Genomic DNA, 19,456 nt, shown 5'->3' on the forward strand with positions numbered 1-19,456 from the left:
GCCCCACGTCATCGGTCTCGAATAAGCGCCCCGATACCGGATCGCACGCGAACGTCCATGTACGCCCGCGTATTTCGTTCCAGTATCGCAGCCACTACCGACAGAAAAAGGAGTCCAAAAATGACCAAATTGACTGCGTCTCATGGCAACACCTGCGACAGGACAGTTTCGGCATCCTTGGCCCGAACCTTGCCGGACATAAGTAGCGGAAGAAGTTCGTCGCGAGTGCGAGCGAGTTTGGCGGATTCGATCGCAGATGAACGCTCAAGCGCATCTAATTTGTCGAGTTCCTCAGCAGTTTGGCGTTGCGCTGCTCGTGGTGGGACGAGGAGTCGCAAGTTGCCAAGCAGATCTCGCCGTAACTCAGTCTGTCCTGTGCTTCCTTCGGAGAGCGACTCGATAGCACTCTCCAAACGGAGAAGTCCGAACCCCGCACAGACCGGGTCGACGACCGCGTCGTCGAACCGCACTATCGTGATGTGCGAGTCAACGGTTGCCTCGACGCTATCGGTCCACCGAGCGGTTCGGCCCAACGTCCCGACGCCCGTTGAATTCACCAGAACGTCGTTCTTCCGAAGTAGCCGATCCAACCGGGTCGACAGCGGTGCCATCGACCGGGCTGGCGACAATGACACCCGCTGATTCCGAACACACTTCTGGTTCAGAACGGTCACGCCGCCCCGCTCGACATACTTCGGACTTACGCCTCGACTTAACATCTCGGCAGCGTCGGCGACACGGATCTCCAGGCCCCCGTTTAATGCGTGCGAAAACCTGGCATTAGCCAGGTCGCGAGCCACATGCATCAGCCGCTCGTTTGCGGCGATCTTGTCATCGAGAGCGCCGAGCACCTCGGCGATTGAGTGCTGGTCGCCCAAACTCGGAATCTCAATATCCCAGTCTGGCATCGAAGCGAGGCCGATTCTGCTAACCGTGGCGCCATGGATGGTGTGCTTCGCAATCGTTCTCTGAAAATCGGGACTTAGATAAAAGTACAAGAGGAACCTCGGATTGACTTGTGAACGATTCGGCCGTAGCAGCGCCATCCGGCGCCCCAGGCAAGCCCGAACTTCTGCCGGCATCAGCGCTGCTTCACCAATCCGCGTTTCATACGAAAACAGAAGGTCGCCCGCCTCTGGTGTCACTCGTCGAGTCCACTTCACAAAGTCAGACTCAGATACATGGTCCGATTGCGACAAAACGAGTCTCCCTGACTGCAGACTCGAAATATTCAGGAAGTAGGGACCTTCTGAGCGACGTGTGGGCGTCGCGTGTGGGCCATCAAACAGCTCGCCCAACTTCCCAAATTTTGTGCGAACCCACTCACCCATCGACCCGCTCCAGCTGCTCCCGCACGACCTTCTCCAGCCGCGCCGACTCATCGAACGCTGCAAGCAATTCCGCCTTCAGCCGCGCGATCTTCTCGTCAATCGGCTCGCCGTCGTCCTCGACTTCGGCGGCCCCGACATACCGGCCCGGCGTCAACGCATAATCGGCGGCTTTGATCTCCGCCAGCGTCGCCGACTTGCAGAAGCCCGGAACATCTTTGTACGTAATCTTTTTCGCGGCTGCCGACGAAGACCCGCGCCAGGCGTGGTACGTGTCGCCGATCCGGACGATGTCCTCATTGCTCAGCGCGCGCTCGGCCCGGTCCACCATGTAGCCCAACTCGCGGGCGTCAATGAACAGCACCTGCCCAGACCTGTCTACCGACCCCTGCTTGCCCGCTGTCTTGTCTTTCGCGAAGAACCACAGGCACACCGGGATACCGGTGCTGCGGAACAGCTGGGTCGGCAACGCGATCATGCACGACACCAAGTCTGCTTCGACTATCTGCGCCCGAATATCGCCTTCGCCGTTGGAGTTCGATGACATCGACCCGTTGGCCAACACCACGCCAGCTTTTCCGCCGGGCGCCAACTTCGACAGAATGTGCTGCAGCCACGCATAGTTCGCGTTGTTCGCCGGCGGCACGCCGTAGCGCCAACGCCCATCTTCCTCGTTGCGCGCCCAATCCTTGATGTTGAACGGCGGATTGGCCATCACGTAGTCCATCTGCACCTCGGCATGCTGATCGCGCGCGAAGGTGTCGCCCCATCGGGCACCGAGACCCTTGTTGTCGATGCCGTGGATGGCCAGGTTCATCTTCGCCATTCGCCACGTCTCCTCGATGCTCTCCTGCCCGTAGATCGAGATGTCTTTCGGATCGCCGTCGTGCTCATGGATGAACTGCTCGGTCTGTACGAACATGCCACCCGAACCACAACAGGGGTCATACACTCGCCCACGAGTGGGCTCAAGCACCTCGACAATCACCCTGACCACGCTCCTCGGCGTGAAGAACTCTCCACCCCGTTTGCCTTCGGCGCGAGCGAAATTGCCGAGGAAATATTCGTAGACCTCGCCCATGAGGTCGCGGGCCTTGTGCTCACCCTGTCGACTGAACCGGGCGTTGTTGAACAAGTCGATCAGCTCACCGAGGCGTCGCTGGTCGACGTTGTCACGGTTGTACAGTCGCGGCAAGGTGCCGACCAGTGTCGGGTTTTCTCTCATCACCGCGTCCATCGCCTCATCGATGAGCTGGCCGATGTTCTTGGCAACCTCGCCATCGGTGGCCGGTTTCCCTTTTGCGTTCTCCGCCAAGAACTTCCACCGCGCGATCGGCGGCACCACGAACACGTTGTACCCGTGGTACTCCTCCGGGTCGTCGATCAAATCATCGATCTGCGATTCGTCCATCCCATCGGCTTCAAGCTCGGTGCGAATGTCCTCGCGACGTTCGTCGTAGGCATCAGAGATGTATTTGAGGAACACCAGACCGAGGATCACATCCTTGTACTGGTTAGCCGACAGCGATCCACGCAGCTTGTCGGCGGCCTTCCAGAGCGTGTCTTTCAGTTCCTTCATGGTCGACGGTGCCTGTGGCTCAGTCTTTTTCCGGGGAGGCATCGTGGCCCTTCCTATCTCGACACCGCGGCAACACCGGGTGTGGTGGGTTGCGCGTCGAGCGTCAGGGCGCCCGCAGCCACCCCGTTGATCAACGCCGTCTTCAACTCGCGCGCCGCTTCGGCTCGGCGACACGCTTCCTGTTCGTAGTTCTCAGCTTCCAGCAATGCCGCTTCAAGCCGCTCGGCTTCATCGCGCCGAAGCACCGGCACGCTCCACGTCGGCCATTCAGTTCCGGGAGCAGCCATCTGGTTGATAACCGTCGCGAGTACCATCGGCCCGACCTCGGCGGTGTCTCGCAACCGGATAATTCTCGCCGGCGACGCCACCATGGCGCCGCCGACCCGATCGACCCAAGCCCGTGGGCGTGGCTTCTCGAGGAAGATCACATCCCCGGGCTCGGTACGCGCCGCCCTGGGATACTTCGCCACCGCATCGAATGGGTCCAAAGCCAGGACTCCGACCAATTCCTCTGGCACTACCCGCACCGTGCCTTCCGGCGATCCATGCCCGATGTCGATGCGCCTGCCCCTCTTGACCTCCAGTCGCTTGCCGGCGCGTAGTTCCGCCAGCGACCGATGAGCCAGCTGGATTCTGCCCGGAGCCTGCGCCACAAGCACATCCAGCACCGGTAGCGGCGTCGTCGTCACCATCGTGACGCGGTGGACGCGGTCGAGGTGCTGGGATTCGTCCCGCTCACGGAACTGCACCGCACGCACGCCTCGCGGAACGACTGCCGCTGCCCCGGCGAGCACGCCCGACAGCGGAATACGGCGCGCGTAACGGAAGGCACGATTGTCTGTCTGATCGAGCGCGCCGGCGACATCGGCGGCGACATCGGTCAGTTCGAGATGCTCGACCGCCGCGAGGTCCGCGACCCAAATCTGCTCAGCCTGGGCCCCGCCGACGCAAACCCATACCGCAAGGCTTTGCCGGTGCGCCTCACGCCAGAACCCGCGCGGCATTCGCATAGCTGCGACAAGGTTGCCCACCCGCAAGATTTCTGCGCGGCGATTCTGCAGCGGTCCCGCCAATTCATCGGAAAGCACGGCCGCCGAACCGACAACGATCGCGATGTCACCCGGCTGCAGACTGAGCATCACCTCGTCTGCCTGATCAAGCGCATCGCTGTTGTCGAGCCCCACGACGGATACCGCCGAGACCTGCTTGCGTGACATGCCTTCTCGCACGTGGATTCCCCGGATCACTGCCCGGCGGCGCATCTGACGGTCCTTGGTTACAACGTCAAGTTCCAGTGCCTCCGCAACATCCAGTGCCATCGATGAGCCGTCGGTGCGCAGCACCACCTCATCGTGTTCGAGATGAATCGCGGCAGCTTCGATGACGCAGCGCAACAGAATTACGGCCTCGTCGGTGAATTCGCGCAACTGCTGATCACGCTTGAGCCGCCCGGAGTCCACACGTTGAAGCGCATCAGCCGGTCCGAGCGAGGCTTCCAACAGATCGTCGACATAGCCGAGCAACTCATCCGACACGGCAAGTGCGCGTAGCTCGGCGACCAATAAGGTGTCGTCGGGATCGAACTGCTCTGCCGACGTGATGAGAGCCGCCTTCGACAGACCGGTGAGCTCTCTACCTGTAAGCACGTGCCAGCACAACAGCGTGACCACATCTACAAGTGCAACACCGTCTGGAACTGCGATCGCCGGAGCGTCATAGTTGTGCTCGGTGTTGTTGCCGCGCCCGGTCCGGGCCAGCCAGTCCACGACCTCGTGCCGAGAGAAACGCGCAGCGCCATCGACGGTATCCACCGGGTCCGGGAACGGCATCGACACGCCACGCACCATTGGCCGCTTTCGCCACATGCTGACTACGGGCCGCTGTACCTCGGCAAGGTCAGCGATGTCTTGCAGCGTCAGCGTGTTCAACGGGGCCTCCTTTCGGCGCTCTCCATCAAAGTAGACCGTCTTGCCATCAAATCCAACGTATGCAACTGATAAGCCCGCTTATCAGTTGTAGATATTGACGTGACCCAGCCGTAGCGCCGATTCTCGGGCATACCGCTTCCGCGCTCCGTGGAGGCACCAAACCCAGGAGGCACAAATGCCGGCTAAGAAGAACTCCGCCCACTTCGACGACGCCCTCACCGGGATCGAGATCGAACGACTCACCGTGCGCGACAAGGACGTTGCGCACGAAGCGCAGCGATGGACGGCGGGCGAACGTGGCCCCGTCATCGACGACCCTGACGTCCTCGCCGCAGCCGACCTCACCACCTTCGTCACCGAGGCCATCAAGATCGGCGCGCACGCGTTGTCCGCTGCCGGGCAGGCCCACGACGCCAAGGCTCTGCAGCAGATGCTCAAGGATGTCGGCGAAAAGGCGGCCGAGTCGACCACCAAGGCGGTGGAGACGACTGAGCGCGCAACCAAGACGGCAGCCGAAGCAATGGCGAAGGCCGCCAATGATGCCAAGAAGGCGATCACCGAGGCCGACGCCGCCAGCCGCAAGGAATTCACCACGTCGGTCGACAACGCGAAGAAGTCCCTCAATGCCGAACTCCGCCGCATCTTCGGCGGCACGAATCCCGAACTGATCGACAAGCTGCAGCCGGTGCTGGACAAATTCGGTGCCGACCTCGACGCGAAAGTCAAGGTGGGAACCGGCGACCTGCTCGCCAAGGCAGCCAAGCAGTTCGACCCGTCCGATCCGACCTCGCCGATGGCCAAACACGCCAAGGCACTGGACGCCCAGCAGGAGAAGCTGACCAAGCTGATCGCCGACAACCACTCCGACCTAGCCAAGAAGGTCGACGAAGTCGTGGTGGCGCTGAAAATCCAAGAGGCTAGAAACTCGGTGACCACCCGGACCACTCGGAAAGGAGCAGCGTTCGAGGATGTCCTCGGCGGGCTCCTGCAGGACATCGCAGCCGGCATGGGCGACGAGTACACAGACACCCGCAACACGACCGGCGTCATCGCGCGTTGCCAAAAGGGCGATGGCGTCTGGACGGTGGGCGGCGGCACCGCACAGGTGGTGATCGAGGTGACCGATTCGATCAAGGAACGCCAATGGACTCCGTACCTCGACTTGGCCGAACGGAACCGCGAAGCCAACGCCTCTCTCGGGATCGTTCCGACGCCGGAACAGAATGGCGGTCAGTCGATCCGGGTCCTGGGGCCCCGCCGAGTTGTGATGGCCTTCAAGCCCGAGGCTGATGATCCGGCGCTGCTGCGCACGGTGGTCATGCTGTTGCGCGCCAGCGCCCTGGCGGCTTCGAGCCGCCGCGGCGCGGACGAGATCGCCACTGCCGAGGAGAAGATCACCGAGGCCATCAAGCAGCTCGAGAAGATCGACGGAGTCAAGAAGCTGGCTAGCTCGATCCAGAAGAACGCCACCAAGATCGAGAACGACTGCACCGGCATCAATGCCGGGATCCAGCGCCTACTCACCGATGCTCTGGAGGCGCTCACGGAAGTGCCGGCCGACCAACCTCACGAGTCAGGCGCCGTCGCCTGATCCGAACTTGTCGGACCGCTGCGCTTAACTGTCACGTTCCGCGCCGGACAGCGGGATCAAGGCTCGTCACACGACCCTACCGCCCGGATGACGATCCAGAAATGAAGGGATTCAACATGATCAACAAAACTCAGGCCGCCGCCGCCATCATCGCCGCCGCGTGGTGCGCTGGGTGCGCACCACAGGTGTCGACAGACACGCGCGGCGCAACGCCGTCAATCGTGGGCAGCACGTCGGACACTTCCGATTCAGTGAGCGAGGTGGCCTCGCCGCGGCCCGGCGACTTTCGGGTGGACGTGTTGGTCACCGAACAGAAGTGCTTTGGCTCTGCAGGCTGCAGCTACCACTACACCATCGACCCGCACTACACCGGGACCGCGGCGCTACCGACGAAGACCACCGTGGTTTTCAAAGTCACCGGCGGCGATCAGACGCAGATCGGCAACTTCTCCATCGACAAGAACGGCACCGCGACCTTCGACCGGGAGACAACCATTGACGGCCCCGAAGGAGCCAATCTCCAGGCGACGGTCACTCAGGTGATCGGCGGTCGATGAGCATCGCATCGTGCTGCCCCACCCCGTACAAACAGTCATTCCCCAACGAGCGGAACGCGCGGGCAGCCATCAGAGCAATGCAGCGGCGCGGCAAGTGCGGCAGGGGAAAGTACACACCGCAAGTACCTTACGAATGCCGCTGCGGAGCAATACACCTCACTCACCTACGGCAACAAAGCCGATAAGTTCGGCGTGACGGCGAGCTACCGCGCCGTTTCACCACCTTGCCACCCGGATGCCGGGACGGTCTAGATTCCAATGATGCTGGGACACCTCGGAATCAACGTGCCCGACCTTGCGGCCGCGAAGAACTACTACGACGAATTCATGCCATTGGTAGGTTTCGAGCCTTTCATTGCCGCCGACGACGAGTTCGCCTTTCGCCCGGCCGGCGGCAAACCTGGCACCTAACCTGTTTTTCTATCCGACCGCAGCGCCCGGTGATCACTCGCGGCACCGCACCGGGCTGCAACACCTCGCCTTTATGGTCAAGACGCGATCCGCGGTCGAGCGCGTCCACGAGTTCGTGCAGCGAACCGGCGGCGAGGTGCTGCATGCACCGCAGTCGTTCCCGCAATATCCGCCGCCCTACTTCGCCATGTTCTGGCTGGACCCGTTCGGCATCATGCTGGAAGCGGTGTGCCACCACGACGCGCAGTGATCAGGTTCGCACGGGGACGCGGGTCGAATCAGCTTGGGGCCGTGGCAATTACCGCCCCTTTTGAATTTTCGATATTCAGTCGGATTGCCGCTAAAAAGCTGTGAACCGGCACACTACAACCGGCAATGGAGACTCCGGAGTGCCCTTCTTATTTTTTATCGTTACACTTCCGGCCGAACACCCCCGATAAAGGAGATCATTCGTGGCCGAACGCATTGTCGTCCAACTTGTTGACGATATTAACGGCACTGAAATCACCGACGACAGCGGTGAACGGATTAACTTCTCGGTACGCGGGGTTGATTACCAGATCGATCTTTCCGCTGCGAACGTGGCGAAGTTCGAGAAGGCGCTGGCGCCCTACCTGGACGCCGCCACCCGGGTCGGCGGCCGCCGCGCCCGGACCCAGAAGGTCGCAGAGCCGACCAGCCGCGCCGCCAAGAGCGGCACGGCGCGCCGCCGCGGCAAGAAGGCCGCGTCCTCGAAGGAACAGCTCGCCGCCATCCGCGAGTGGGCACAGGAGAACGGCTACGACGTCGCCGCCCGCGGTCGCATCAAGGCCGACATCGTCGAGGCGTACCACGCCGCGAACTAGCCGCGCCGGATCCGTCGGCCCAGCGCGGTGACCAGGTCACCGCGCTGCCCGACGGTCACATCGTCGACGCCGAGCCACGCCGCCATCGACTGCAGCTCCGGCACCAGCGCCGCGGCCACCCGCGCCCGGTCCTGGCCGTCCTCGGCGAACGCACCGACCACATGGAGCGCGTCAGGGGTTCGTTTCAGGTCGACGCGCGCGACCAATTGGCCGTCGAGCAGAAACGGCCAGACGTAGTAACCGAATTGGCGCTTAGCGGCCGGGGTGTAGATCTCGATCCGGTAGTGGAAGCCGAACAGTCGCTCGACGCGGGGCCGGAAGAAGATCAGCGGGTCGAACGGGCACAACAGCGCCGTCCCGCGATCGGTCCGCGGCACTTTCTGCCCGGCGCGCAGGTAGGCCGGCACCCCGTCGATCGTGACGGGTTCCAGCTCTCCGGACGCCACCAGTGCCGCCAGCGCGGGCTTCACCTGACGCGCGCCCAGGCGAAAATAGTCGCGGATGTCGGCCTCGGTCCCCACACCCAGCGCCCCGGCGGCCTTGAGCACCAGCTGCCGGACCGCCTCGTCGTCGGACACCTCCCGGGCCAGCACATCCGCCGGCAACACCCGTTCGACCAGGTCATAGTGCCGCGCGAAACCGGCCCGGGTGGCGGTGGTGAGCACACCCGACGACCACAGCGCCTCGGCCACCCACTTGGTGTCGCTGCGCCCCCACCACGGCCCCTTGGCGCCGCGGGGTTCGGCCTCGAGGTGTGCCTCGATCTGTCCGGCGGTCGTCGGCCCGAGTTCGGCGACGGCGGCGACGATCTTCTCGGCCAGCTCACCGTTGCGCTTGACGATCTCCGTGCCCCAGCGACCGTGGGTGTATTCGCGCATCCGCCAGCGCAGCAGCGGCCAGTCGTCGACCGGCAACAACGCCGCCTCGTGCGCCCAATATTCGATGAGATGCCGCGGCGAGCGCGCACTGTGGCTCCACGCCAGCGCGTCGAGAGCGTCCCGATCGTAGGGGCCGAGCCGGCTGAACACCGGCGCGTAATGCGCCCGGACGCAGACCGATACCGAATCCAGCTGCAGCACTTGTATTCTGGACAGCAAACGCTTCAGGTGTGCCCGGGTTACCGGTCCGGTCGGCTTGGGTTCGTGAAAGCCCTGGGCGGCGACGGCGATGCGACGGGCCTGGACCGTGGTGAGTGCTGCCACTGTCACATCGTGGCGCAGACCACCGACAAACTCGCGCATGGATCCGCAAGGTTGTCGGCCGAACCGCCTACCATTCCTGCGGCACACCCTGTATTGGGGCTTCGGTCGCTCCCGACCGGCCCTGACGGAAAGGACCAGCAGTGAGCTACAACGCTGCGGACATCACCGAACTCGACGATGTTCAGCACACCCGCCTGCGACCGGCGGTCAACCTGGGCCTGGACGTGCTCAACACCGCCTTGCGCGAGCTGGTGGACAACGCGGTCGAAGAGGTCGCCGATCCCAGTCACGGCGGATCCACCGTCACCATCACCCTGCATGCCGACGGCTCGGTGAGCGTCGCCGACGACGGACGCGGCCTTCCCATCGACTCCGACCCCGTGACCGGCAAGAACGGCATCGTCAAGACCCTCGGGACGGCGCGCGCCGGTGGCAAGTTCTCGGCCCACACCGACGCCACCAGCACCGGCGCCGGCCTGAACGGCATCGGCGCCGCGGCCGCGGTGTTCATCTCGGCCCGCACCGACGTCACGGTGCGCCGCGCCGGCAAGACGTACCTGCAGAGCTTCGGCCACGGCTACCCCGGCACGTTCGAGGGCAAGGAGTTCGACCCGAACGCCGAGTTCACCCGCGCCGACAACCAGAAGCTGCGTGGCACGGGCAACCGCAAGCCCGACGCCCACGGCACCACGGTGCGCATCCTGTTCGACCAGGCCGTCGTGCCGGACGCCAGCGTCGACATCGCCGAGGTCCTGCTGCGCGCCCACGCCGCCGCCCGGATGTGCCCCGGTGTGCACCTGACCGTCGTCGACGAGGGCTGGCCCGGCGAGGAGGTGCCGCCCGCGTTGCTGCAGCCCTTCAACGGCCCCTGGGGCACCGAAGCGCTGCTGGACCTCATGTGCACCTCGGCAGGCACTCCCCTGCCCCCGGTCCGCGCTGTGGTCGAAGGACGCGGCGAGTACACCACCGGGCGCGGCCCCACCCCGTTCCGCTGGTCGCTGACGGCCGGCCCGGCCGAGCCGACCACCGTGGCCGCGTTCTGCAACACCGTGCGCACCCCCGGTGGCGGCTCGCACCTGACCGCCGCCATCAAGGGGCTGTCGGAGGCGCTCGCCGACCGCGCGTCCCGGATCCGGGATCTGGGTCTGGCCAAGGGTGAGGACGGACCCGAACCGCAGGACTTCGCCGCGGTCACCGCACTGGCCGTCGACACCCGCGCCCCGGACGTCGGCTGGGACTCCCAGGCCAAGACCGCGGTCTCGTCGCGCTCGCTGAACGTCGCGATGGCCCCGGATGTGGCGCGCAGCGTCAACGTCTGGGCGGCGAATCCCGCGAACAGCGAGACGGTGTCGCTGTGGACCAAGCTGGCGCTCGAGTCGGCCCGCGCGCGCCGCAGCGCCGAGGGCGCCAAGGCGCGGTCCCGCGCGGCCTCGAAGGCCAAGGGGCTGGGCACCAACCTCTCGCTGCCGCCGAAGCTGCTACCCAGCCGCGAGACCGGCCGCGGCTCGGGCGCCGAACTGTTCCTCTGCGAGGGCGACTCGGCGCTGGGCACCATCAAGGCGGCGCGCGACGCGACGTTCCAGGCCGCCTTCCCACTGAAAGGCAAGCCGCCCAACGTCTATGGCTTCACGGTGAACAAGGCCCGGGTCAAGGACGAGTTCGATTCCATCGAACGCATCCTGGGCTGCGGCGTGCGCGACAACTGCGACCCCGAGCAGTGCCGCTACGACCGAATCCTGTTCGCCTCCGACGCCGACCCCGACGGCGGCAACATCAACTCGAGCCTGATTTCGATGTTCCTGGACTTCTACCGCCCGCTCGTCGCGGCCGGCATGGTCTACGTGACGCTGCCGCCGCTGTTCGTGGTGAAAGACGGTCAGGAGCGCATCTACTGCCAGGACGAGTCCGAGCGCGACACGGCCGTCGCCGAGTTGAAGGCGCGCTCGAAGCGCCGAGTGGAAGTCCAGCGCAACAAGGGTCTCGGTGAGATGGACGCCGACGACTTCTGGAACACCGTGCTGGATCCACAGCGCCGCACCGTGATTCGCGTGCATCTCGACGACGCCGACAAGAAGCTGCACCACACCCTGTTCGGCGGGCCGCCCGAGGGCCGGCGCTCGTGGATGGCCGAGGTGGCCGCCGTCGTCGACACCCTTGCGCTGGACCTGGACTAGAAAGAGTCAACTGTGACCTCGACCCTGGACGTTCCTGAGCAGAATCAGGACCTGGTCCTCGACCAGAGCGCCGACGACTACTGGAACCACTACCAGCTGACCTTCGCGCTCTACAGCGTCAGCGACCGCGCCATCCCGTCGGCGTTCGACGGCCTCAAGCCGGGCCAGCGCCGGCTGCTGTACCAGATGCACGACTCGAAACTGCTGCCCGGCAACAAGCCGCAGAAGTCTTCGAAGGTCTGCTCGGCCGTCACCGGCAACCTGCACCCGCACGGCGGCGCGTCGATGTACGGCGCGGCGGCGCTGATGGCCGCCGAGTTCCAGCGCGTGAAAGTCATTGACGGCCAAGGCGCTTTCCCGCGCATCCAGGGTGACATCCCGGCCGCCGACCGGTACACCGAGATGCGGCTGTCGGCCCCCGGCGCGGCGCTGACCGCCGAACTCGACGACCACGCGGTGCCGATGGTGCCCACATTCGACGGGGAATGGATCGAGCCCACAATGCTCCCGGCCCAGTGGCCGGTGCTCCTGTGCAACGGCGCGGTGGGCATCGCCGAAGGCTGGGCCACCAAGGTGCCCGCGCACAATCCGCGCGAGATCATGGCGGCCTGCCGGGCGCTGCTGAAGACCCCGAACATGACCGACGACCGGCTGGCCAAACTCATCCCCGGCCCGGACTGGGGCTGTGGTGCGACGGTGGTCGGCACCGCCGGGCTGCGCGAGTACCTCACCACCGGCCGCGGTGCGCTCACCGTGCGCGGCACCCTGTCGGTCGACGGCAAGAACGTCGTGATCACCGAGCTGCCGCCCGGTGTCGCGAGCAACACTGTGCAGGACCGGATTCGGGCGCTGGTCGAGTCCGGCGAGCTGGCCGGCGTCGCCGACATGTCCGACCTGACCGACCGTCGCAACGGGCTGCGGATCGTCGTCACCGCCAAGCGCGGCCACGCCGCCGAGACCATCCGCGACCAGCTACTGGCGTTGACCCCGCTGGAGTCGACGTTCGCCGCCAGCCTGGTGGCGCTCGACGAGGACCGCGTGCCGCGGTGGTGGACGGTGCGCGAGCTGATCGGCGCCTTCCTGCACCTGCGCGACTCGGTGGTCCTGCACCGCAGCCAGTACCGGCTCGAGAAGGTCACCGCCCGCAGGCATCTGGTCGCCGGCCTGATGAAGATCCACCTCGACATCGACGCGGCCGTCGCGGTCATCCGCGGCTCCGACACCGTCGACGACGCCCGGCGCGGGCTGCAGGAGCGGTTCAGCATCGACGAGGAGCAGGCCAATTACGTGCTGGCACTGCAACTTCGACGTCTGACGAAGCTCGACGTCATCGAGCTGCAGGCCGAGGCGGACAAGCTGGATGCCGAATTCGCCGAGCTCACCGAGCTCGTCGCGAACCCCGATGCTCGGCGCGTGGTGATCGACAACGAACTGAAGGAGACGGCGAAGCTGTTCGCCGGGCCCGAATTCGACCGCCGCACGGTCCTGGACGTCGAGGGCACGCCGACGGCCTCGAGTTCCGACGACGACGGCCCGCGTGAGCGAAAAGTCAACGCCAACTGGCGCCTTGACGATCGGGGCGTGTTCTCCGACAGCCACGGCGACCTGCTTTCCGCTGGGCTGGGCTGGGCGGTGTGGACCGACGGGCGCATCAAGTTCACCAACGGCAACGGCCTGCCGTTCAAGACCCGTGACATCCCGGTGGCCCCGGACATCACGGGGCTGCTGCGCTCGGGCGTGCTGACGCCGGGCCATCACCTCGCACTGGTGACACGGCGCGGCAAGATTCTGCGCATCGACCCGGCTGCGGTGAATCCGCAGGGCGCGGCAGGCAATGGTGTCGCGGGTGTGAAGCTGGCCGGCGACGGCGATGAAGTGATCGCGGCGCTGCCGATCACGTGCGGCAACGGCGAAGCCATCCTGTCCACGTCCGAAAAGGGCTGGAAGGTAACCGAAGTCGCCGACATCCCGGTCAAGGGCCGCGGCGGCGCGGGCGTCGGCTTCCACCCGTTCGTCGGCGGTGAGGACGCCCTGCTGTCGGCGGCAGTCTCCCCGACCGGGTTCGTGCGGAATGGCAAGGCCGTGCGCGCCGAGAAGCGCGCGAAGTCCTCGGTGAAGGGCACGGGCGCCGACGTGGCGCCGGCCGAGGCGTAGGCATCTGTGCGGTTCGACTGGGCGGGATTCGAAACCGACCTGACCGCCGCCGCGGTCACGGCGGTGCGCGCGCTGGTCGGCGCGGCCGCCGGGCAACAGCCGTATGCGGTGGCGTTCAGCGAGTTCTACGCCGAGACGACCGGTGTCATCTACCTGCCCAATCTGGCCGTGGCCACCGAGGAGACGGTGCCGGAGCCGTCCTGCCGGTTCAGCCCACCGGACTGGGAGCACCAGGACTACGAGTGGAGCGAGACCGCCGGAGACTGGGGTGACCGGCTGGTTGAGGCGGTGTCGGGCCTGCCACGTGCCCAGTGGGACCAGGCCTGGGTGCGGTTCGCGCAGGCGATGCTGACCATCGCCGCGGGCGTGCGAGCCACGCTGGTGGCCGACGGCACCCTGCCGGCGGACGTCGTCGTCTACCTCGACGACGAGGACGGCGACCTGCTGGTGCGTTCCCTGACCCCCGACGAGGTGCGGCGGCACTTCCCGGAGTACGTCGCCGCCGACGCGGCCGAGCACGCCATCCTGGAACTGCCGCCCGCGCAGCGGGTGGCGGCACTGGCGGCGGCTGCCGGACTGGTACCCGGACCACCGGGCGACCTGGGCCAGGAACGCGCACGGGCACTGCTGCTGGAGCTCGGCGATGCCGCGGTCCCCGCCGCCATCGCGGCGTTGCGGCGCCGGGACACCGCCTGGCTCGGCGCCAAGCTGCTGGCGGACCTCGATGTCGCGTCGCCCGAGGTACTCGACGCGCTATGGGCGGCAGTACCTCTGCCCGGCCAGGGCCACGACTGGGCGGCCACCGCCCTGGGACGGCTGGGACATGGACCGCAGGTCCTGCAGAGCGGCCTGCCGGCGGCAAGCCGCGCGGCTGCCGTCACGGCACCGTACCGGTCGTTCCGCGATCACGGCCGCAGCCACCGACCCCTGAACTACGGACTGCTGGCCGCCGGGCTCACCGACCCGGCCATCGCGGCACTCGTCGCGGAAGAGTTGGCCCCGGGCCAGGGCTACTGCACGCTGGATGCCGGCGATCTCCCCGGCGCCCGGTTGGGGCTCGATCATGCCGAGCCGCTGATCCGGCGGCACGCCGTCGTCGTCCTCGGTGAACTGATCGGCCCCATGGGGCCCGAAGGTCTGGCCTCGGACGACATTGCGGCGCTGAGCGCCCGGATCACCGACCTGGCCGTCCACGATCCCGACCCCGACGTCCGGCGGCTCGCGGGCTACCGCCGATAGGTGCAGAAGCGATACCGCAGGCCGGTCCTGCTGGTCTGCCACTCGCTCTGCGTGACGGTCCAGGAGTCGTCCAGCGTCGGTGCGAACGCGTCGCCGTCGGGCACGTCGACGTCGATCTCGGTGACCTCGCACAGCGTCGCCGCCGGCAGTGCCAGCGCGTACAGCTGCGCCCCACCCATCACCCAGCCGTCGATCTCGGCGGGCAACGACGTCACGACCTCGGCACCCTCGGCGGCATAGCCCGCATCCCGGCTGACGACGACGTTGCGGCGGCCCGGCAGCGGCCGGAACCGCGCCGGCAGCGACTCCCAGGTGAGCCGGCCCATCACCACCGTGGCGCCGAGTGTCAGCTCTTTGAAGCGCGCCATGTCCTCGGGCAGCTGCCAGGGAATGTCGTTGTCGCGGCCGATGACACCGCCGTTGGCCTGCGCCCAGATCAGTTTCACGCCGTCAGACCGCAACGGGAGCCTTGATGGCCGGGTGCGGGTCGTAGTTGACGATCGCGATGTCCTCGTACTGGTAGTCGAAGATCGAATCACGCGGCGACAGAACAAGTTCCGGGTAGGGCCGCGCCTCGCGCGACAGCTGCAGCTGCACCTGTTCGACGTGGTTGTCGTAGATGTGGCAGTCGCCGCCGGTCCAGACGAACTCACCGACCTCGAGGCCCGCCTGCGCGGCCATCATGTGGGTCAGCAGTGCGTAGGAGGCGATGTTGAACGGGACGCCGAGGAACAGGTCGGCGCTGCGCTGATACAGCTGGCAGCTCAGCTTTCCGTCGGCGACGTAGAACTGGAACAACGCGTGGCACGGCGGCAGCGCCATCTGGGCGATCTCGCCGACGTTCCACGCCGAGACGATGTTGCGGCGGCTGTCGGGGTTGGTCTTCAGCATCTCGAGCGCGGCACTGATCTGGTCGATGTGCTCGCCCGACGGCGTCGGCCAGGACCGCCACTGGACGCCGTACACCGGCCCCAGTTCGCCTGTCTCCGAAGCCCATTCGTCCCAGATGGTGACGCCGCGCTCCTGCAGCCACCGCACGTTGGAGTCGCCGCGCAGGAACCACAGCAGCTCGTAGATCACCGACTTGGTGTGCACCTTCTTGGTGGTCAGCAGCGGGAACCCGGCGGCCAGGTCGTAGCGCAGCTGATGGCCGAACAGGCTCCGGGTGCCGGTCCCGGTGCGATCGGATTTGGGCGTGCCCTGTTCCAGCACGAGGCGCAGCAGGTCTTCGTAAGGGGTCGGCACAGCCACGCTGCCAGCTTACGTGTGGAGCACCCGGAGTAGAACGGATGCCATGCCGATCACCAAGGACACCATCACCACCGCCGACGGCAGCTGTGCCGTCACCATCGCCACCCCTGAAGGCACCGGCCCGTGGCCCGCGGTGGACATGTACCCCGATGCCGGCGGCCCGCGGCAGACCTTCGACGACATGGCCGCGCGGCTCGCCGCACTGGGCTACGTGGTGCTGGTGCCGGACATCTACTACCGCGAGGCGGGGTGGGCGCCGTTCGACATGGCCACCGCGTTCTCCGACGAATCCGAGCGTGGGCGATTGTTCGGGTTGATGCGCAAGGTCACGCAGGACGTCATGGTCGCCGACGCGACGGCCTTCTTCGATTACCTGGCGGCCCGGCCCGATGTCGCCGGCGACAAGTTCGGCACCACCGGCTACTGCATGGGCGGCCGCACGTCGTTCGTCATCGCCGGCAAACTGCCCGACCGCGTCGCCGCGGCGATGTCGTTCCACGGTGGTGGCCTGGTCACCGACACCGACGACAGCCCGCACCTGCGCGCCGACCGGATCAGCGCCGTCGTGTACGTGGGCGCCGCCGAGAACGACGCGTCCTTCACCGCCGCGCAGGGCGAGATTCTGGACCGCGCGCTGACCGACGCCGGCGTCGAGCACACCGTCGAGTTCTACCCGGCCGCGCATGGCTTCGCGGTGCCCGACAACGTCGGCGCCTACGACGAGGCCGCGGGGCAACGGCACTGGGACGCGATGGAGCGGGTGTTCGGCGCGGCGCTGAAGTAACCCCGGGGCCGCCCCGGCTCCCGCTGTGCGGGACGATTGACGTGTGTACGACCAGAACAGCAGCTACGAACCCGACGCCAACGAGCACGGATCCCGACTGGACCCGGTACTCGCGCGCAGCTGGCTGCTGGTCAACGGATCGCAGTTCGACCGCTTCGCGCCGGCGACGCGCTCCAGCGCCGACATCGTCATCATCGACATCGAGGACGCGGTGGCACCCAAGGACAAGGACGAGGCGCGGGACAACGCGGCACGCTGGCTCGGCGACGGCAACACCGACTGGGTGCGCGTCAACGGCTTCGGCACCCCGTGGTGGGCCGACGACCTGGAGATGCTGTCGAAGACTTCTGTCGGCGGCATCATGCTGGCGATGGTCGAGTCCGTCGACCATGTCACCGAGACCGCCAAGCGGCTGCCCAACGTGCCGGTCGTCGCGCTCGTGGAGACCGCGCGTGGACTCGAGCGCATCACCGAGATCGCGTCGGCGAAGGGCACCTTCCGGCTGGCGTTCGGTATCGGCGACTTCCGGCGCGACACCGGCTTCGGCGACAACCCGGCGACGCTGGCCTACGCCCGCTCGCGGTTCACCATCGCCGCCAAGGCCGCGCATCTGCCCGGCGCGATCGACGGCCCCACCATCGGGTCCAGCTCCCGCAAGCTCAGTGAGGCCACCGCCGTCTCCATCGAGTTCGGCATGACCGGGAAGATCTGCCTGACCCCGGAACAGTGCGCGACGGTCAACGAGGGCCTGTCGCCGTCACTAGACGAAATTGCTTGGGCGCAGGAGTTTTTCGCGGAATTCGAGCGCGACGGCGGCGAAATCCGCAACGGCTCGGACCTGCCGCGTATCGCCCGCGCCAACAAGATCCTGGATCTGGCGAAGGCGTACGGCATCCACCCGTCGATGTTCGGCGACGACCCCGACCACGTGTCGGCGCCGTCGGACACCTACCACTACTGAGCGGCCTCCCCGGCCTTCTTGTCCCGGTGCAGCACCGAGGAGAACGCCCGGACGATGCCGCGCAGCGCGTACCAGCCGGACAGCGCGGTGAAGACGATCAGCGCGATGAACATCGGCAGCCAGCCGGTGCGCGAGTGCTTGAGGTTCCACCAGATGATGCTGAACAGCACGGCCATGATGAAGACCAGGATGTCGCGCAGCCGGCCCTCGCGGTTGAACGCGTAACCGATCGCCGTCGACTTGAGCTGACGACTGCGGTCGACCGCGGCGATGACCTCGTCGATCCGCATGTCGATGGTGCGTTGCAGTTCGGCGCGGCGCTCGGTCTGCTCGGCCGGAATCCGGTCCAGCAGGTCCATGTCGGCCTTGATCGCGGCGCGCACGTCCGGTGGCTTCAGGTTTCCCGCCACGGCGCCGAGCAGCGCGCCTCCGGCCAGTGGCGCGGCTCCCAACGCCAGGTCCGCGATTCCCATGGTCGGCTCCTCACTGATCGACGCAAACGTCAATCACCCTAGCCGACGGCCGGCCGGCGCTACCCCATCAACGTCGCGGCGACGGTCGCTCCCAGGTTCCAGCACGCCTCCACGTCAGCCTTGCTGGGTTTACCCGAAACCACCACGTACTCAGCCGCTTTCACCCAGCCCATTCCGGTGGTGATGGAGGTGACTGCCTTCTCGGCGCCTTCGGTGCCCTCGTTGCCGTGCAGCCACAGGCCGAACGGCCGGCCGCGTGTCGCGTCCAGGCACGGGTAGTAGATCTGGTCGAACGCGTACTTCAACGCGCCCGACATGTAGCCGAGATTCGCCGGCGAACCGAGCAGATAGCCGTCGGCCTCCAGCACGTCGGCCGCCGACAGCGTCAGCGCCGGACGCCGCACGACGTCGACGCCCTCGATCTCGGGATCCGTCGCTCCGGCGAGCACCGCCTCGAACATCTCCTGACAATGCGGAGACGGAGTGTGGTGCACGACAAGGAGTTTCATCGCGAGGCCTGCTCCAGACGGACGGCCTTGCGGATGGTCTCCCGGGCCCGGGTCCGGTCCCCCGCGTAGTCGTAGGCGCGGGCCAGCCGGTACCAGCCGCGCCAGTCCTCGGGACTAGCCTCGACCTCGTCCCGCACCGACTCGAACAGCGCATCGGCAGCGTCACGTTCGATGCGGCCCGACGGGCGCTTGGGCAGGTCACTGATGTCGAGCTCGACGCCCTCGTCGTGCGCCAGCCGGGCCAGCCGCTGGTGCGCGAAACCGGCGCGCAGCGTGGCGACCATGGCCCACAGCCCGATCAGCGGCAGCACGAAGATGCCGATACCGAGCCCGATCGCCGCGGCCTCCCCCGACTGCATCAGGATGACGCCGGAGCGCCCGAGCATCACGAAGTAGACCACCAGCGCGACGCACAGAAATGCGACGACCAGCTGGATGCGGAGTACCTGCGAACTCGGTTTGGTCATCAC

The 19,456-nt window shown here is 66.3% G+C and carries 17 protein-coding genes and 1 pseudogene; 9 read left to right on the forward strand and 9 right to left on the reverse strand.

Features of this window, described 5'->3' with window-relative positions:
* Positions 1–140 precede the first annotated feature (140 nt).
* The 3 genes from ACJEIK_RS17330 to ACJEIK_RS17340 all read right to left on the reverse strand — a co-directional run bounded on the left by ACJEIK_RS17330 (position 141) and on the right by ACJEIK_RS17340 (position 4,835).
* Positions 141–1,145, reverse strand: coding sequence for a restriction endonuclease subunit S (locus ACJEIK_RS17330; protein WP_204158264.1), 1,005 nt, complete (start codon positions 1,143–1,145; stop codon positions 141–143).
* A 178-nt stretch (positions 1,146–1,323) separates the two neighbouring features.
* A complete protein-coding gene (locus ACJEIK_RS17335; RefSeq protein WP_135356262.1) occupies positions 1,324–2,949 on the reverse strand; it encodes a class I SAM-dependent DNA methyltransferase in 1,626 nt (541 codons plus the stop codon).
* Positions 2,950–2,960: 11 nt separating this feature from the next.
* Positions 2,961–4,835: a hypothetical protein gene (locus ACJEIK_RS17340; RefSeq protein ID WP_060999727.1), complete on the reverse strand. Its 1,875-nt coding sequence runs from the start codon at positions 4,833–4,835 to the stop codon at positions 2,961–2,963.
* 175 nt (positions 4,836–5,010) lie between these two features.
* On the opposite strand from ACJEIK_RS17340, the gene ACJEIK_RS17345 reads away from it, so the two are divergent.
* The 4 genes and pseudogenes from ACJEIK_RS17345 to ACJEIK_RS17360 all read left to right on the forward strand — a co-directional run bounded on the left by ACJEIK_RS17345 (position 5,011) and on the right by ACJEIK_RS17360 (position 8,239).
* The gene (locus ACJEIK_RS17345) at positions 5,011–6,426 is read left to right on the forward strand and encodes a hypothetical protein (RefSeq protein ID WP_060999725.1); all 1,416 of its coding nucleotides are present in this window, start codon (positions 5,011–5,013) and stop codon (positions 6,424–6,426) included.
* 116 nt (positions 6,427–6,542) lie between these two features.
* Positions 6,543–6,983, forward strand: a complete 441-nt coding sequence (locus ACJEIK_RS17350) for a hypothetical protein (protein WP_135356261.1) — start codon at positions 6,543–6,545, stop codon at positions 6,981–6,983.
* Between the two features lie 261 nt (positions 6,984–7,244).
* Positions 7,245–7,644: pseudogene (locus ACJEIK_RS17355) on the forward strand (VOC family protein).
* Positions 7,645–7,846: 202 nt separating this feature from the next.
* Positions 7,847–8,239, forward strand: a complete 393-nt coding sequence (locus ACJEIK_RS17360; protein WP_060999720.1) for an Lsr2 family protein — start codon at positions 7,847–7,849, stop codon at positions 8,237–8,239.
* On the opposite strand, the gene ACJEIK_RS17365 is transcribed toward ACJEIK_RS17360, so the two are convergent.
* Positions 8,236–9,441 (reverse strand): winged helix-turn-helix domain-containing protein, encoded by a 1,206-nt coding sequence (locus ACJEIK_RS17365; protein ID WP_082761725.1) that lies wholly within the window; start codon positions 9,439–9,441, stop codon positions 8,236–8,238. The genes ACJEIK_RS17360 and ACJEIK_RS17365 overlap by 4 nt on opposite strands.
* A gap of 140 nt (positions 9,442–9,581) precedes the next feature.
* Between ACJEIK_RS17365 and ACJEIK_RS17370 the strand changes: the two genes are divergently transcribed.
* From ACJEIK_RS17370 to ACJEIK_RS17380, 3 genes are read left to right on the forward strand one after another with little or no spacing between them, the layout of a single operon-like run.
* The gene (locus ACJEIK_RS17370; protein ID WP_060999715.1) at positions 9,582–11,615 is read left to right on the forward strand and encodes a toprim domain-containing protein; all 2,034 of its coding nucleotides are present in this window, start codon (positions 9,582–9,584) and stop codon (positions 11,613–11,615) included.
* Positions 11,616–11,627: 12 nt separating this feature from the next.
* Positions 11,628–13,769, forward strand: coding sequence for a DNA gyrase subunit A (locus tag ACJEIK_RS17375; RefSeq protein ID WP_060999713.1), 2,142 nt, complete (start codon positions 11,628–11,630; stop codon positions 13,767–13,769).
* A 6-nt stretch (positions 13,770–13,775) separates the two neighbouring features.
* Positions 13,776–15,008 (forward strand): DUF4303 domain-containing protein, encoded by a 1,233-nt coding sequence (locus tag ACJEIK_RS17380; protein WP_135356260.1) that lies wholly within the window; start codon positions 13,776–13,778, stop codon positions 15,006–15,008.
* Here the strand turns inward: ACJEIK_RS17380 and ACJEIK_RS17385 are convergent.
* Together ACJEIK_RS17385 and ACJEIK_RS17390 are read right to left on the reverse strand one after the other, a co-directional pair.
* Complete coding sequence (locus tag ACJEIK_RS17385; protein ID WP_135356259.1) at positions 14,996–15,454, reverse strand: dihydrofolate reductase; 459 nt, start codon at positions 15,452–15,454, stop codon at positions 14,996–14,998. The two genes, ACJEIK_RS17380 and ACJEIK_RS17385, sit on opposite strands and share 13 nt — an antisense overlap.
* A 4-nt stretch (positions 15,455–15,458) precedes the next feature.
* Entirely contained in the window at positions 15,459–16,259 is an 801-nt protein-coding gene (locus ACJEIK_RS17390; protein ID WP_135356258.1) for a thymidylate synthase, read from the reverse strand.
* Between the two features lie 43 nt (positions 16,260–16,302).
* Here ACJEIK_RS17390 and ACJEIK_RS17395 point away from each other — a divergent pair, with 43 nt between their 5' ends.
* Entirely contained in the window at positions 16,303–17,043 is a 741-nt protein-coding gene (locus ACJEIK_RS17395) for a dienelactone hydrolase family protein (RefSeq protein WP_135356257.1), read from the forward strand.
* A gap of 43 nt (positions 17,044–17,086) precedes the next feature.
* Positions 17,087–18,004, forward strand: a complete 918-nt coding sequence (locus tag ACJEIK_RS17400; RefSeq protein WP_135356256.1) for a CoA ester lyase — start codon at positions 17,087–17,089, stop codon at positions 18,002–18,004.
* On the opposite strand, the gene ACJEIK_RS17405 is transcribed toward ACJEIK_RS17400, so the two are convergent.
* From ACJEIK_RS17405 to ACJEIK_RS17415, 3 genes are read right to left on the reverse strand one after another with little or no spacing between them, the layout of a single operon-like run.
* Positions 17,998–18,477 (reverse strand): hypothetical protein, encoded by a 480-nt coding sequence (locus tag ACJEIK_RS17405; RefSeq protein ID WP_135356255.1) that lies wholly within the window; start codon positions 18,475–18,477, stop codon positions 17,998–18,000. The genes ACJEIK_RS17400 and ACJEIK_RS17405 overlap by 7 nt on opposite strands.
* Positions 18,478–18,536: 59 nt before the next feature.
* Positions 18,537–18,986, reverse strand: a complete 450-nt coding sequence (locus ACJEIK_RS17410; RefSeq protein WP_135356254.1) for a flavodoxin family protein — start codon at positions 18,984–18,986, stop codon at positions 18,537–18,539.
* Positions 18,983–19,453: a tetratricopeptide repeat protein gene (locus ACJEIK_RS17415; protein ID WP_135356253.1), complete on the reverse strand. Its 471-nt coding sequence runs from the start codon at positions 19,451–19,453 to the stop codon at positions 18,983–18,985. The genes ACJEIK_RS17410 and ACJEIK_RS17415 overlap by 4 nt, the downstream gene beginning before the upstream one ends.
* Positions 19,454–19,456: the final 3 nt, after the last annotated feature.

Origin of the sequence: Mycobacterium sp. SMC-16, from assembly GCF_046250085.1 — a bacterium.
In the GTDB taxonomy this organism is placed as follows: domain Bacteria; phylum Actinomycetota; class Actinomycetes; order Mycobacteriales; family Mycobacteriaceae; genus Mycobacterium; species Mycobacterium phocaicum.